This window comes from Streptomyces sp. S063, assembly GCF_002832675.1.
Lineage (GTDB): Bacteria > Actinomycetota > Actinomycetes > Streptomycetales > Streptomycetaceae > Streptomyces > Streptomyces sindenensis.
The window spans coordinates 5,572,751-5,587,755 of the sequence record NZ_CP021707.1 but is presented as its reverse complement, the minus strand read 5'-3'; the positions used below and the strand labels follow the sequence as shown (position 1 = coordinate 5,587,755).

The window sequence follows — 15,005 nt, the reverse complement described above, 5'->3', positions numbered from 1 at the left end:
CGGCTACCCCGGCCGGCCGGCGGCCGGGGATCACCACGCGTTGCAGGCTACTCGGCCCGAAGCCCCCGGGCCGGGTAGGAACTACTCGTCGAAAGCTCCCGGCTTTCTGGTGCTGTCGCCCGGGTGGGGCTTGGTGTGCACCACCTTGATCGGCAGCCCCTCGTCACGGAACGCCTTGCGGGCGGCCTTGGCCACGTCGGGGTCGGAGAAGTGCCACTCCACGCTCCGGCCGCCGGCCGCCTCGACCTGGGCGCGGGCCTCGGTGACGAACTTGTCCTTCCCGGACGGGGTCAGGGAGCCCCTGTCCGACTGGGACAGATAGCTGCCGTACCCGTTCTTGGCCTCCAGGAACGTCTGGCGGGAGGAGTCCCAACCGTCGTACTCCACCGCCGGTTTGCCCTCGCGCGGGTGCGGGACGACGTACTCCTGGCCGCGGTTGGTGCCGGTCACCTGCTCCTGGTAGCGGAGCCAGGACTCGTTCTTCCAGTTCGGCGCGGGGTTGCGGTCCCGGCTGGCCCAGTAGCCGTCGCCCCCGTCGGCGTCGCCGAACGTGCGGTCCTTGAGATCGTCGGCCCAGGACGGCGGGTTGTAGTTGCGCGGGTCGGAGGTGTCGTTGCGCTGCGGCTCCGGGTACTTCTTCTTGTCCGCCTCCGCCCGGCGCGCCCGGTCCGGCTCCTCCAGCCGCTTCTGGTCCAGGTGCGCCTGGCGTTCCGCCGCCCGCGCCTCGTCGGCCGCCTTCTTGGCCGCCTCGTCGCAGCCGCCCTCGGCGAGGACGATCCGGCCCGGGGAGCCGCCCGCGAGCACGCCGGTGCCCGCGCCCGGCACACCGCCGCCTCCGCCTCCGTACGGCACCCTGGGCGGACCGCCGGCGATGACGCAACCGGTGCGGCGCGCCGCGTCCTCGGCGCTGTCCGCCGCCTCGTCGGCCTCCTTCGCCGCCTTGCGTACGCCGTCGAGGTCGCCCGCGTCCGCTGCCTGCCGGGCCCGACGGGCGGCGGCGCTCGCATCGCCCGCCGCGTCCGCGACCTCGGAGGCCACCTTGCCCGCCTTGCCGAGCTTGCCGGCCTTGCCGACCACCTTCGCCACGTTGTAGCCGGGGATGAACAGCGAGCCGACGTTCCAGATGACATCGGTGACGGCCCGGGTCTTCTCGCCGTTGTTCCAGCGCTCGCGGACCTCGTCCCCGACGAAGATGTCGTCCCCGACCGTGATCACCGTGTTGACGGAGGCCCCGCCCCAGTCCAGGATCGCGCCCAGGTAGTCGCCGTCGGCCCACTTGTCGCCCGCGCCCTCGGAGTCGGTGACCCACTGGTCGCCGAGCTGCTTGCCGTAGTCGACCAGGCCCGACCAGGTCTCCGGCTTGAACAGGTCGATGATGCCGGTGATGTCGCCCCAGATCCCGTCGACCACCAGCCCCTTGAAGACCTGGGTCGTACGGTCCCAGGCGCAGCCGAAGAAGCCCCAGCCGCTGCAGTCCTCCTGCTCCTCGGCCTGCTCTTTGCCCTCGCCCTCGCCGTCCCCGTCGTCGGACGCCTGTACGTCGTAGGCGGCCTCGGGCTCCTCGTTGTCCTCGGAGTAGGTGTCCTCGCCGGTACCGGGCCGCCCGTCGTCGGGGCCTCCGGTGCCACCGGAGGAGCCTGCGCCTTGCGTTCCGCCCGTGCCCTCCGTCCCCCCGGTGCCCTGGGCGCCTTCGGAACCGCCGGGGCCGCCGGGGCCGCCCGCGCCACCGGAGCCCTCCGTCCCGCCTGTGCCGCCCGTCGCGTCGCCGCCGGTCGTGCCGCCCGTGGTCGTACCACCCGTGGTGGTCGAACCACCGTCGGCCCCACCCCCGTCAGCGCCCCCGTCGGCTCCGCCGTCCGCGCCCCCCGACGCACCGCCGTCCGCGCCGCCGCCCGGGTCGTCTCCCGCGACGGTGTCACTGCCCCCGGGCGACACCGGGCAGGAGCTGCCCGTCAGCGAGCAGATCGCCGACTGGAGCCCCTCCGTGATCCGGCCGCCGAGGCCACCCACCGTCAGGGCGCCGATCAGCGCGACGACGATCAGGACCAGGCCCAGGTACTCCAGCGCGGACTGCCCGCGGTCCCGGCGCCAGGTGATCATGTGCGGGAGTGAGAACTTCGGCGGCTCCCCGCGCTCCCGGGGCGGCAGCAGGAACCACGCGCGGCTCTGCGGACGGCGCAGCAGCACCAGGATCAGGACGGGCAGCACCAGCTGCGTGAATCCGTCCGGCGAGCCGTCCGACAGATTGCCGAGGCCGCCGATGACCAGCCAGATCTGGACGGCGACGATCCCCCACAGCACGCGCCGGCCGCCCGTACGCAGATGCCGGGCCAGCAGGGCGCAGAGCACCCCGGGGGCGGACGCGTACAGCAGGATGCCGAATACCTGGGCGCCCATGGCGTCGGCGGCGATCGCGGAGCCGGAGAGACCAACCGCGCCGAGGACCGTCGCGCCGAGCAGGACCAGGAGCAGCACCCGGACCAGGGCGAGCGGGCCCGGGAGGTCACGCCGGGGAGCAGCGGCCGGAGCCGGGCCTCCCGCTACGGGTATGCCACCGATAGCAGACATACGTGATCCGACCCCCGGTGCCCATGAGTGACATGACAACCGGTCACCCTAGGGTCGGGGCGCCTCGCACGTCGTGGGCCCCAGGGCCCAACCCCGGGCCCATAGGGGCGGATCGGACCGCTCGGCCCCGGAAACGCGGCTGCCGGGCACCCCTGGTGGAGGGGCGCCCGGCAGCCGGGTCGTACAGGGTGGGTCAGTCGGTGAGGTTCACCGAGCGGGCCGAGGACGCGCCGATCTCCTCGGCGATCTCGGTCAGCACCGGCTGCGGGACCGTCTCGTCGACGGTGAGGACGACGAGCGCCTCGCCGCCCTCGGCGGCCCGCGAGACCTGCATGCCCGCGATGTTCAGCCCGGCCTCGCCGAGGATCTTGCCGACCGTGCCGACCACACCGGGACGGTCCTGGTAGCGCAGGACGGCCATGTGGTCGGCGAGCGCCAGGTCCACGTCGTGCTCGCCGATGGCCACGATCTTCTGGAGGTGCTTCGGGCCGGCCAGCGTGCCGGAGACCGCGACCTCCTCGCCGCTGCCGAGCGTGCCGCGCACGGTGACCACATTGCGGTGGTCGGGCGACTCGGAGCTGGTGGTGAGGCGGACCTCGACACCGCGCTCCTGCGCGAACAGCGGGGCGTTGACGTAGGAGACGGTCTCGTCGACGACGTCCTCGAAGACGCCCTTGAGCGCGGAGAGCTCCAGCACCTTGACGTCGTGCTGGGTGATCTCGCCGTACACCTCGACGTCGAGCCGGGCCGCGACCTCGCCCGCGAGCGCGGTGAAGATCCGGCCGAGCTTCTCGGCGAGCGGGAGACCGGGGCGTACGTCCTCGGCGATGACGCCGCCCTGGACGTTCACCGCGTCCGGGACCAGCTCACCGGCGAGCGCGAGGCGCACCGACTTGGCGACCGCGATACCCGCCTTCTCCTGCGCCTCGTCGGTGGAGGCGCCGAGGTGCGGGGTGCAGACGACCTGGTCGAACTGGAACAGCGGGGAGTCCGTGCAGGGCTCCTTCGCGTACACATCGAGGCCGGCGCCGGCGACGCGGCCCTCCTTGAGGGCGGAGTACAGGGCCTCCTCGTCGACGATCCCGCCGCGCGCGGCGTTGACGATGCGGACCGACGGCTTCACCTTGTGCAGCGCCTCGTCGCCGATGAGACCGAGGGTCTCGGGGGTCTTCGGCAGGTGCACGGTGATGAAGTCGGCGACCTCCAGCAGCTCGTCCAGGCTGAGGAGCTTGACGCCCATCTGCGCGGCGCGGGCCGGCTGGACGTAGGGGTCGTAGGCGACGATCTTCATGCCGAACGCCGACATGCGCTGGGCCACCAGGACGCCGATGCGGCCGAGGCCGACGACGCCGAGGACCTTCTCGCTGAGCTCGACCCCGGTGTACTTGGAGCGCTTCCACTCGCCGTTCTTGAGCGCGGTGTTGGCCTGCGGGATGTTGCGCGCGGTGGCCACCAGCAGACCGCAGGCCAGCTCGGCGGCGGTGACGATGTTGGAGGTCGGGGCGTTGACGACCATCACGCCGGCCTTGGTGGCGGCGGAGACGTCCACGTTGTCCAGGCCGACGCCCGCGCGGGCCACGACCCGGAGCTTCTTGGCGGCGGCGAGGGCCTCGGCGTCGACCTTGGTGGCGGAGCGCACCAGGATCGCGTCGACGTCGGCGATCGCGGGGAGCAGCTCGGCGCGGTCCGCGCCGTTGCAGTGCCGGATCTCGAAATCCGGACCCAGGGCGTCGACCGTGGCGGGCGACAGCTCTTCAGCGATGAGTACGACAGGTTTCGAGCTCACGTGAGTCCTCACAAGTCCAGTGCGGACGGCCGTCCCGACGGCCGCAGGCGGTGGAGGGGCTAGCCGCGTGGTAGACGCACGACACTGTGGGCCCTGACGCGTGTATGTGTTGAGAAGTGTAGTCATGCGCGGGGCCGTGTACCGCGACCTCGTGGAAGGATCACCCGCACGAGGGTGGACATGGTGTACAGCCGTACGGAACGCCCCGGGGTACTGCGGAGCGGGGCGGGCCCCCGACGGACCCGCCCCGCTCCCCCGAGGCCTAGGCCTCTTCGTCGTTCACCCAGCTCATGAGCTTGCGCAGCTCGCGGCCCGTGGTCTCCAGCAGGTGGTCGCTGTCGGCCTTCTTGTACTCGTTGTACTTGGGCAGACCGTTGTGGTACTCGGCCATCCAGTTCTTGGCGAAGGTGCCGTCCTGGATCTCGGCGAGGACCTTCTTCATCTCGGCCTTGGTGGCGTCGGTGATGATCCGGGGGCCGGTCACGTAGTCGCCCCACTCGGCGGTCTCCGAGATGGACCAGCGCATCTTCTCCAGGCCGCCCTCGTACATGAGGTCGACGATGAGCTTCAGCTCGTGCAGGCACTCGAAGTACGCGATCTCGGGCTGGTAGCCGGCCTCGGTCAGCGTCTCGAAACCGGCCTTGACCAGGGCGGCGGTGCCACCGCAGAGGACGGCCTGCTCACCGAACAGGTCGGTCTCCGTCTCCTCGGTGAAGGTGGTCTTGATGACGCCGGCGCGGGTGCCGCCGATGCCCTTGGCGTACGACAGGGCGAGTTCCAGGCCCTTGCCCGTGGAGTCCTGCTCGACGGCCACGATGCAGGGGACGCCGCGCCCCTCCTCGTACTGGCGGCGGACCAGGTGGCCGGGGCCCTTGGGGGCGACCATGCAGACGTCGACGTCGGCCGGGGGCTTGATGAAGCCGAAGCGGATGTTCAGGCCGTGGCCGAAGAACAGCGCGTCGCCCGCCTTGAGGTTGTCCTTGACGGACTCCTCGTAGACCTGGGCCTGGATCGGGTCCGGGACGAGGATCATGATGACGTCGGCCTCGGCGGCCGCCTCGGAGGGGGTCACCACGCGCAGGCCCTGCTCCTCGGCCTTGGCCTTGGACTTCGAGCCCTCGTGCAGACCGACGCGGACGTCGACGCCGGAGTCGCGGAGCGACAGCGCGTGGGCGTGGCCCTGGCTGCCGTAACCGAGAACCGCGACCTTGCGGCCCTGGATGATGGACAGGTCGGCATCGTCGTCGTAGAACAGCTCGGCCACTGGGTCTTCTCCTTGGTGTGCAGGTGTTGCGTCCCACCGTACGGCGGGTGCGTCGTGTGCGTTGTCGGGTCTCGCCATGCGAGCGGAGCTTGCGGCTCCGCCCGGGGTCCGTCCGCTCAGGCCGAGCGGTCGAGGGCGCGCAGGGACCGGTCGGTGATCGAGCGCGCGCCGCGCCCTATGGCGATGGTGCCGGACTGGACGAGCTCCTTGATGCCGTACTGCTCCAGCATCTTGAGCATCGCCTCCAGCTTGTCGGCCCCTCCGGTCGCCTCGATCGTGACGGCCTCCGGGGAGACGTCGACGGTCTTGGCGCGGAACAGCTGGACGATCTCGACGATCTGGGAGCGGGTCTCGCTGTCGGCTCGGACCTTCACCAGGACGAGCTCCCGCTGGATCGCAGCGGACGGCTCGAGTTCGACGATCTTCAGGACGTTGACCAGCTTGTTGAGCTGCTTGGTCACCTGCTCCAGGGGCAGGTCCTCGACATTCACGACGATGGTGATGCGGGAGATGTCGGGGTGCTCGGTCGTACCGACCGCGAGCGAGTCGATGTTGAAGCCGCGTCGGGAGAACAGGGCGGTGATCCGGGCGAGGACACCGGGCTTGTTCTCGACCAGGACGGAGAGCGTGTGCTTTTCGGACATGGGAGTCGTTCTCTCTCTGTCTCTCAGTCGTCTTCGTTGTCGCCGAAGTCGGGGCGGACGCCGCGCGCGGCCTGGACCTCGTCGTTGGAGGTGCCGGCGGCGACCATCGGCCAGACCATGGCGTCCTCGTGGACGATGAAGTCGATCACGACGGGGCGGTCGTTGATGGCGTTGGCCTCTTCGATGACCTTGTCCAGGTCGGCCGGGTCCTCGCAGCGGATGGCGTGGCAGCCCATGGCCTCGGACAGCTTGACGAAGTCCGGGACGCGGGTGCCCTTGGCGGCGTTGCCGTCCGTGTCCGCGCCGGAGTGCAGCACGGTGTTGGAGTAGCGCTGGTTGTAGAAGAGGGTCTGCCACTGGCGGACCATCCCGAGGGCGCCGTTGTTGATGACGGCGACCTTGATCGGGATGTTGTTGAGCGCGCAGGTGGTCAGTTCCTGGTTGGTCATCTGGAAGCAGCCGTCGCCGTCGATGGCCCAGACCGTGCGGTCGGGGGCGCCGGCCTTGGCGCCCATCGCGGCCGGGACCGCGTAGCCCATCGTCCCGGCGCCGCCGCTGTTGAGCCAGGTGGCGGGCCGCTCGTAGTCGATGAAGTGGGCGGCCCACATCTGGTGCTGGCCGACGCCCGCCGCGAAGATCGTGCCCTCGGGGGCGAGTTCGCCGATGCGCTGGATGACCTGTTGCGGGGAGAGGCTGCCGTCCTCGGGCAGGTCGTAGCCCAGCGGATAGGTGTCGCGCCAGCGGTTGAGGTCCTTCCACCAGGCGGCGTAGTCGCCGGTGTTGCCCTCGGTGTGCTCGGCCTGGACGGCCTGGACCAGGTCGGCCAGGACCTCGCGGGCGTCACCGACGATCGGCACGTCGGCGGTGCGGTTCTTGCCGATCTCGGCCGGGTCGATGTCGGCGTGGACGATCTTGGCGTACGGGGCGAAGCTGTCCAGCTTGCCGGTGACGCGGTCGTCGAAGCGGGCTCCGAGGGCGACGATCAGGTCGGCCTTCTGCAGCGCGGTGACGGCGGTGACCGCACCGTGCATGCCCGGCATTCCCACGTGCAGCGGGTGGCTGTCGGGGAAGGCGCCGAGCGCCATCAGGGTGGTGGTGACGGGCGCTCCGGTCAGCTCCGCGAGGACCTTCAGCTCGGCGGTGGCCCCGGCCTTCAGCACGCCGCCGCCGACGTAGAGCACGGGGCGCTTGGCCTGGGTGATCAGCTTGGCGGCCTCGCGGATCTGCTTGGCGTGCGGCTTGGTCACCGGGCGGTAGCCGGGCAGGTCCTGGGTGGGCGGCCAGCTGAAGGTGGTCCGGGCCTGGAGGGCGTCCTTGGCGATGTCGACGAGGACCGGTCCGGGGCGGCCGGTGGAGGCGATGTGGAAGGCCTCGGCGATGGTGTGCGGGATGTCCTCGGCCTTGGTGACCAGGAAGTTGTGCTTGGTGATCGGCATCGTGATGCCGCAGATGTCGGCTTCCTGGAAGGCGTCGGTGCCGATCGCCTTGGAGGCGACCTGACCGGTGATCGCGACGAGCGGGACGGAGTCCATGTGCGCGTCGGCGATCGGGGTGACCAGGTTGGTGGCGCCGGGGCCGGAGGTGGCCATGCAGACGCCGACCTTGCCGGTGGCCTGCGCGTACCCGGTGGCGGCGTGGCCGGCGCCCTGCTCGTGACGGACCAGGACGTGGCGGACCCGGGTGGAGTCCATCATCGGGTCGTAGGCGGGGAGGATCGCGCCGCCGGGGATGCCGAATACCGTGTCGGCGCCGACTTCCTCGAGAGAACGGATGAGGGACTGCGCGCCCGTGACGTGCTCAACGGTGACGGACGGCTGTCCGCCGGTACGGGCGCGCGGCTGCGGGTGGTGGGCCCCGGTGGCCTGCTCGGTCATCGGCATTCTCTTCTCGAAGCTGAGGGTTTTCGCGGGTGTTTTGCAGCGTTTTGAGAGGTGTCAGTGCAACAAAAAACCCCTCGTGCCGTGAGGCAAGCGAGGGGAGCGCGCCGGGTGCGGTCCGCAGAGTGTCGTGGAGTGACTCTGCTTCAGCCGACGCGCTTTCCAAGTACGAGAATTCGGGTGCGCATGGCATTGACCCTCTCTCCGGCACGCATGACGTGTCAAGTGGGTGGGACAGGCGTCTCAGTATGTGATCCGGTGAGCAGTGGGATCGAGCCGCCCGCCATCACCGGCCGGGGGCTCGGGATGCCCGGTACGGGGAACTCCCCGCGGACCAGGGCGCGTCGCAGCCGGTACTCGTCGAGCGGGCCGGAGAAGGCCATTCCCTGGCCGTGGGTGCACCCCATGGCGCGCAGGGCGAGGACCTGCTCGGGAACGTCGACGCCGTCGGCGACGGACTGGAGGCCGAGGTCGCAGGCGATCCGCAGGAGGCCGCTGGTGATCTTGTGCAGCCTGGCCGATTCGACCACCCCCTCCACCAGGTTCCGGTCGAGCTTCAGTACGTCGATGGGGAGCCGGCGCAGCGCGTTGATCGCCGCGAACCCGCTGCCGAAGCCGTCGAGCGCGATCCGTACGCCGAGTCGGCGCAGGGCCACGAGCCGCTGCTCCAGGGCGTCGAACGAGACGCGGGGGTCACTGTCGGCCACCTCGATCATCAGCGCGCCGGAGGGCAGCCCGTGGCGGGTCAGCAGCGCCTCGATGGAGCCGGGCGGCGGGGCGGCGTCCAGCAGCCGGGCGGCGGAGAGCCGTACGGAGACGGCGACGGGGTGTCCGGCCCTGGCCCGGTCGGCGGCCTGGGCCACGGCCTCCTCCAGGAGCCAGCGGCCCAGCTCGGCGGTGCGGTCGTCGTCGCCGGAGACCCGCAGGAACTCGGCGGGGGTGAACAGGATGCCCTGGGCGGAGCGCCAGCGGGCCTGGGCGGCGACGGCGGCGACCGAGCCGCTGGCGAGGTGGACGACGGGCTGGTGGAGCAGGGCGAACTCGCCGTCGCGCAGGGCGGTGCGCAGTCGGGTGGCCAGCTCGGAGCGGCGTACGACGTCGGCCTGCATCTGCGGGGCGTACAGCTCGACCCGGTCCTTGCCGCCGGCCTTGGCGCGGTACATCGCGAGGTCGGCGTTGCGCATGAGGTCCGTGGGGGTGATGGCGGGCTCGGCGAAGGCCACGCCGATGGACGCGGCCACCCGGACCTCGCTGGCGCCGATCCGGTAGGGCTGGGAGAGGGTGAGGCGCAGCCGGTCGGCGATCTCGTGGACCTGGTACTCGCGGGCGCCCTGGTCGCGGGTGCCGTCGCCCATGATGAGCGCGGCGAACTCGTCGCCGCCGAGCCGGGCGGCGGTGTCGCCGGCCCGGACGGAGTCCTGGAGGCGGCGGCCGGCCTGGATCAGCAGTTCGTCGCCCGCCTGGTGGCCGATGGTGTCGTTGACCTGCTTGAAGCCGTCGAGGTCGATGAAGAGGACGGCGGTGCCGAGGTCACCGGCCCGGCGGCCGCCGAGCGCCTGGCGGACCCGGGCGGTGAACAGGGCCCGGTTGGGCAGGTCGGTGAGCGGGTCGTGCTCGGCGTTGTGCTGCAACTGGGCCTGGAGTCTGACCCGTTCGGTGACGTCCCGGCTGTTGAGGAGGAGGCCGCCCTGGTGGCGGTTGACGGTGGACTCGACGTTGAGCCAGTCGCCTGTGCCGGAACGGAAGCGGCACTCGATGCGAGTGGTGGGCTCCTCGTGGGGCGGTGCGGCGAGGAAGCGCCGCACCTCGTGGACGACCCGGCCGAGATCGTCGGGGTGGATGATCGAGGACAGCTCGGCGCCGACCAGGTCCTCCGCGTCGCGCCCGTAGACCCCGGCGGCGGCGGGGCTGACGTAGCGCAGGGTGCCGTTGGGCGCGGCGATCATGATGACGTCGCTGGATCCCTGCACCAGGGAGCGGAAGTGGTTCTCCTTCTGGGCCAGCTCCTGGGTGAGGGAGATGTTGTCCAGCAGCATGATGCCCTGCCGGACGACCAGTGCCAGGACGACGGTGCAGCCGGTGAAGATGACGACCCGGTCCACCCGGCGGCCGTCGACCACGTTGTACAGGATCCCCAGGGTGCAGACGGCGGCGGCGAGATACGGGGTGAGGGCGGCGAGAGAACCGGCGATCGGGCGGCTGGCGATGGCGCGCGGGGGGCCCGGCCGGGCGGGGCGGCGGGCGCCTCGCCGGGCGCCCCAGGGGGCGTAGGCGAGGAGCAGCGACCCGGCGAACCAGCCGGCGTCGAGGAGCTGGCCCGAGTGGTACGTGGAGCGCAGCAGCGGCGAGGTGAACACCGCGTCGCTCAGCACGGTGAGCGCCAGGGCGGCGATGGCGGTGTTGACCGCGGAGCGGTTCACCCCGGCCCGCCGGAAGTGCAGGGCGAGCACCATCGAGACGAGCACGATGTCGAGCAGCGGATAGGCCAGCGAGAGGGCCGCGGGCGCGACGCTGGTGTCCTGGACGCCCGCCATGTGCGCGGTGTGCGCGAGGGCGAGGCTCCAGGCGAGCGTCAGCAGGGAGCCGCCGATCAGCCAGGCGTCCAGGGCGAGGCAGACCCAGCCGGCCCGGGTGACGGGCCGTTTGGCGAGGACGAGCAGCCCGACGATGGCGGGCGGTGCGAAGCAGAGGAAGAACACGTCGGCGAGGGAGGGCGTGGGCACGGGGACGCCGAGGATCACCTCGTACCACCCCCAGACGGCGTTTCCGCAGGCCGCCATCAGGGAGGAAAGCGAGAACAGCAGCCAGGCCGGCCGCAGCCGGCCCGCGCCCGTCCGTGCGTACAGGAAGCACGAGACCGCCGCGACCAGCGCCGCGGCGGCAAGGCCGAAGTCGCCCATGAAGACGGCGACTTGCGGTGACCCCCAGCCGAAGGCGGCACCCACCGAATATCCGGCGCAGACGAGGCCGAGCAGGATCCGGGACCGCATCCCGGTGGAGCCGGACTCGGACCGCGGGGCGAGCAGGGCCCCCAGCGCGCTCACCGGAGGGCTCCCCGCCCCGGGCCCGCCGGGCAGGCGGTCCCAGGCGCCTGGCTCCGCGCGGAGCCCCTCCGGCGCCGCTCGCTCCGCGGCGGCCCCGGCCGCTCCCGGGTCACCGCTCCGGGGCATGGATCCGGCCATCGACGGGTGGTGCGCCCCCTGGACGCGGACGGCCGCGACCGCCCGCCCGTCCGCGTCGGCTCGTCTCTCCATGGCCAGCACATCGCCCGTCGCCCCCTCGCGTTCCGGTGCTCCCCCCGCGCCGTCCCTTTCACGGCGCAGCCCCCCGGGTCGGACGATACACCAGATCCGTCACTCAGGGCCATAGCTTCTCTACGCTCCGTGACGAAATGCGAGGTGAGCGGCACTGCGTGCATCCGGACCGCCCCGTAGCGTGGCCGCCGCAGCGGGGTCAGCCGGTGGTCGCGACCACGTTGTGCAACGGCTCTCCGGCGGCGAACCGGGTGAGCTGTGCGGCCAGCAGCCGCTTGGCGCGGGGTTCGAACGCCGAGGTGCTGCCGCCCACATGAGGTGTGATCAAGACATTCGGAGCATGCCAGAGAGGATGGCCCTGGGGCAGGGGTTCGGGGTCGGTGACATCGAGGGCGGCCCGCAGCCGACCGGATTCCAGTTCGGTCAACAGGGCTTTGGTGTCGACGACTCCGCCGCGCGCGACGTTCACGAGGAGGGCGCCGTCGGGCATCGCGGCGAGGAAGTCGGCGCCCACCAGCCCCTGCGTGGACGGGTTCAGCGGAGTGGAGAGGATCACGATGTCGGCCTCGGGCAGCAGGGCGGGCAGATCGTCGAGCGTGTGTACGGCGCCGCGTGCGGTGGTCCGCGCGGAGCGCGCGACGCGCGCCACCCGCGCGCACTCGAAGGGAGCGAGCCGGTCCTCGATGGCCGAGCCGATGGAGCCGTACCCCACGATGAGGACGGACTTGTCGGCGAGCGCCGGGTAGAAGCCGGACCGCCACTCCTCCTTCTCCTGGCCGTGGACGAACCCGGGGATGCCGCGCAGGGAGGCCAGGATCAGCGCGAGGGTCAGCTCGGCGGTGGACGCCTCGTGCACCCCCTTGGCGTTGCAGAGCCGCACCCCGGCGGGCAGCAGGGGGAGGCCGGGCTCGACGTGGTCGATGCCGGCGGAGAGCGTCTGCACCACCTGGACCGAGGTCATCGAGGCGAGCGGGCGCTGCGCGACCTCGGGGCCCTGCATGTAGGGAACGACGTAATAGGCGCAGTCGGCCGGATCGGCGGGGAAGTCCGGGCCACCGTTCCAGAAGAGATAGTTGGGCCCTTCCGGGAGCCCGTCGATCTCCTCGGCCGGAAAGGGCAGCCATACGTCAGCAGTCGTCGCAGTCATGGTCGGGAGGCTATGCGACGGGTGTACGAGCGCTCCAGGGCGGCTGCGCGAAGACCCGGGGACGCCAGAGGTTACTTTTGGGTGCGGTACGGCCCCGTGCCGACGGGAGAGCATGGAGGGTTCGGGGAGTTGGAGTGCAGGACTATCGGGGCCGCGGGGCTTGCCGTGGGTGCGGTCGGGCTCGGCTGTATGCCGATGAGCTGGGGTTACAGCGCGTCGCAGCGGCTCGGCGACCGCTCGGTGCGGACGGTGCACGCGGCACTGGACGCGGGCGTCCGGCTGCTCGACACCGCGGACATGTACGGCCCGTTCACCAATGAGCTGCTGGTGGGGCGGGCGTTGAAGGGCCGCCGCGAGGAGGCGTTCGTCTCCACCAAGTGCGGGCTGCTGGTGGGCGATCAGCACATCGTCGCGAACGGCCGGCCGGGGTACGTCCGGCGGGCCTGCGACGCCTCGCTGCGACGGCTCCAGACCGATGTGATCGACCTGTACCAGCTGCACCGGGCCGACCCCGAGGTGCCGGTGGAGGAGACCTGGGGCGCGATGGCGGAGCTGGTCACCGTGGGCAAGGTGCGCTCGCTGGGGCTGTGCGCCGTGGGAGCGCGGGCCCCGCGCCGGTCGGGCGAGGGTCCGTTCGAGGGAACGATCCGGCAGTTGGAGCGGATCCAGCAGGTCTTCCCGGTCAGCGCCGTCGAGGCGGAGCTGTCGGTGTGGTCGCGGGAGGCGCTGACGGAGCTGCTGCCGTGGTGCGTGGCGCGCGGGGTCGGGCTGCTGGCCGCGATGCCGCTGGGCAGCGGCTATCTGACCGGGACGCTGAAGCCGGGGCAGGGGTTCGAGCCGGAGGACCTGCGGGCCAGGCATCCGCGGTTCACGGCGGAGGTGATGGCGGCGAACCAGCCGGTGGTGGCCGGTCTGCGGCGGGTGGCGGAGCGCCGGGGGGCGACCGTGGCGCAGGTGGCGCTGGCGTGGGTGCTGCGCCAGGGCCCGCATGTGGTGCCGGTGCCGGGGGCGAAGCGGGAGCGGTGGGCGGTGGAGAACGCCGGGGCGGCGCGGGTGGTCCTGGACGACCGGGATCTGGCGGAGATCGACGCGCTGCCCGCCGCCCACGAGTCCTGGGACTGAGCGGGGCGACCCGTACGGCGGGAGAATGGGCGGATCGGGAACTTCTGGACCGGCCGGGGCAGTAGGAACAGGTGAAGGTGCAGGAGCAGGTGGTCGGGCAGCCGTCGAAAGGATCGGTTCCGTGCGTGGTTCTCTGTTCGGACGTGTGCAGTCCCCGGCCGTGCGCAGGGGGGTGCTGGCCGCGGTGGCGTCGGCCGCCCTGCTGCTGTCCGCCGCGTGTTCCGGCGACGGTGACGGGGAGGGCGGTGCGTCCGGACGGCCGGCCGGTTCCCCGACCGCCTCGGGATCCGCTCCCCGGCCTCGCAGAGCCGGTCGGCGGACCTGCCGCCCGAGAAGGGCTCGGCGAAGGTCGTCTCGACGCTGACGGAGAACCTGAAGTCGCCGTGGGGTCTGGCGGCGCTGCCGGGCGGCGATCTGCTGGTGTCCTCGCGGGACGAGGGCACGATCCACCGGATCGACGGCGAGAGCGGCAAGCAGACGCTGCTGGGCTCGGTGCCCGGGGTCGCCCCGGCCGGCGAGGGCGGACTGCTCGGGCTCGCCGTCTCGTCCACCTTCGGCGCGGACCAGTTGGTGTACGCGTACTTCACGACCACGTCCGACAACCGGATCGTCCGGATGAGTTACGACGAGAAGCGCCCGGCGGGGCAGCAGCTCGGCGCCCCGGACACCGTCCTGCGCGGTATCCCCAAGGGCAGCATCCACAACGGCGGCCGGATCGCCTTCGGCCCGGACAAGATGCTGTACGCGGGCACGGGCGAGGCCGGGAACACGGAGCTGTCGCAGGACAAGGAGTCGCTGGCGGGCAAGATCCTGCGGATGACGCCCGACGGCGAGCCAGTGCACGGCAATCCGGAGGCGGACTCGGTGGTGTATTCGTACGGCCACCGCAATGTGCAGGGGCTCGCCTGGGACGCGGAGAAGCGGCTGTGGGCCGCCGAGTTCGGGCAGAACACCTGGGACGAGCTGAATCTGATCGAGCCCGGCGGGAACTACGGCTGGCCCGAGGTGGAGGGCCGGGAGGGCGAGGACGGGTTCATCGACCCGGTGGCGCAGTGGAAGACCTCGGAGGCCTCCCCCAGCGGGATCGCGTACGCGGAGGGCTCGATCTGGATGGCCGGGCTGCGCGGTGAGCGGCTGTGGCGGATCCCGCTGTCCGGCGAGAAGGCCGGGGAGCCTCTCGCGGACCCCCAGGCGTTCCTGGCGGAGGAGCACGGCCGGCTGCGCACGGTGGTGAGCGCGGGGGGCGACCGCCTGTGGCTGCTCACCAGCAACACGGACGGACGGGGCACGGTGCAGGACGGGGACGACCGGATCCTCCAGGTGGAGGTGGAGTAGCGGCCGCC

The 15,005-nt window shown here is 71.7% G+C and carries 8 protein-coding genes and 1 pseudogene; 2 read left to right on the top strand and 7 right to left on the bottom strand.

All coding sequences use genetic code 11. From position 1 onward, the window contains the following. Window positions 1–81 precede the first annotated feature (81 nt). From CCZ36_RS25830 to CCZ36_RS25800, 7 genes are all read right to left on the bottom strand, one after another. Entirely contained in the window at window positions 82–2,568 is a 2,487-nt protein-coding gene (locus CCZ36_RS25830; RefSeq protein ID WP_128818666.1) for a Tox-REase-5 domain-containing protein, read from the bottom strand. A 193-nt stretch (window positions 2,569–2,761) separates the two neighbouring features. After that, window positions 2,762–4,354 carry a phosphoglycerate dehydrogenase gene (gene serA / locus CCZ36_RS25825; RefSeq protein WP_069738405.1) on the bottom strand — a complete coding sequence of 531 codons (1,593 nt, stop codon included), beginning with the start codon at window positions 4,352–4,354 and terminating at the stop codon, window positions 2,762–2,764. A gap of 262 nt (window positions 4,355–4,616) precedes the next feature. Then, entirely contained in the window at window positions 4,617–5,618 is a 1,002-nt protein-coding gene (gene ilvC / locus CCZ36_RS25820) for a ketol-acid reductoisomerase (protein WP_006127786.1), read from the bottom strand. Between the two features lie 116 nt (window positions 5,619–5,734). Further along, complete coding sequence (ilvN, locus tag CCZ36_RS25815; RefSeq protein ID WP_069738404.1) at window positions 5,735–6,262, bottom strand: acetolactate synthase small subunit; 528 nt, start codon at window positions 6,260–6,262, stop codon at window positions 5,735–5,737. A gap of 23 nt (window positions 6,263–6,285) precedes the next feature. Continuing rightward, window positions 6,286–8,142 (bottom strand): acetolactate synthase large subunit, encoded by a 1,857-nt coding sequence (locus CCZ36_RS25810; protein ID WP_069741807.1) that lies wholly within the window; start codon window positions 8,140–8,142, stop codon window positions 6,286–6,288. A 218-nt stretch (window positions 8,143–8,360) separates the two neighbouring features. After that, entirely contained in the window at window positions 8,361–11,183 is a 2,823-nt protein-coding gene (locus tag CCZ36_RS25805) for a putative bifunctional diguanylate cyclase/phosphodiesterase (protein WP_069738417.1), read from the bottom strand. Window positions 11,184–11,592: 409 nt separating this feature from the next. Then, window positions 11,593–12,540: a 2-hydroxyacid dehydrogenase gene (locus tag CCZ36_RS25800; protein WP_128818665.1), complete on the bottom strand. Its 948-nt coding sequence runs from the start codon at window positions 12,538–12,540 to the stop codon at window positions 11,593–11,595. Window positions 12,541–12,705: 165 nt separating this feature from the next. Here CCZ36_RS25800 and CCZ36_RS25795 point away from each other — a divergent pair, with 165 nt between their 5' ends. Both CCZ36_RS25795 and CCZ36_RS25790 read left to right on the top strand, forming a co-directional pair. Continuing rightward, the gene (locus tag CCZ36_RS25795; RefSeq protein WP_069738401.1) at window positions 12,706–13,662 is read left to right on the top strand and encodes an aldo/keto reductase; all 957 of its coding nucleotides are present in this window, start codon (window positions 12,706–12,708) and stop codon (window positions 13,660–13,662) included. 121 nt (window positions 13,663–13,783) lie between these two features. After that, window positions 13,784–14,997: pseudogene (locus tag CCZ36_RS25790) on the top strand (PQQ-dependent sugar dehydrogenase). Window positions 14,998–15,005 lie beyond the last annotated feature (8 nt).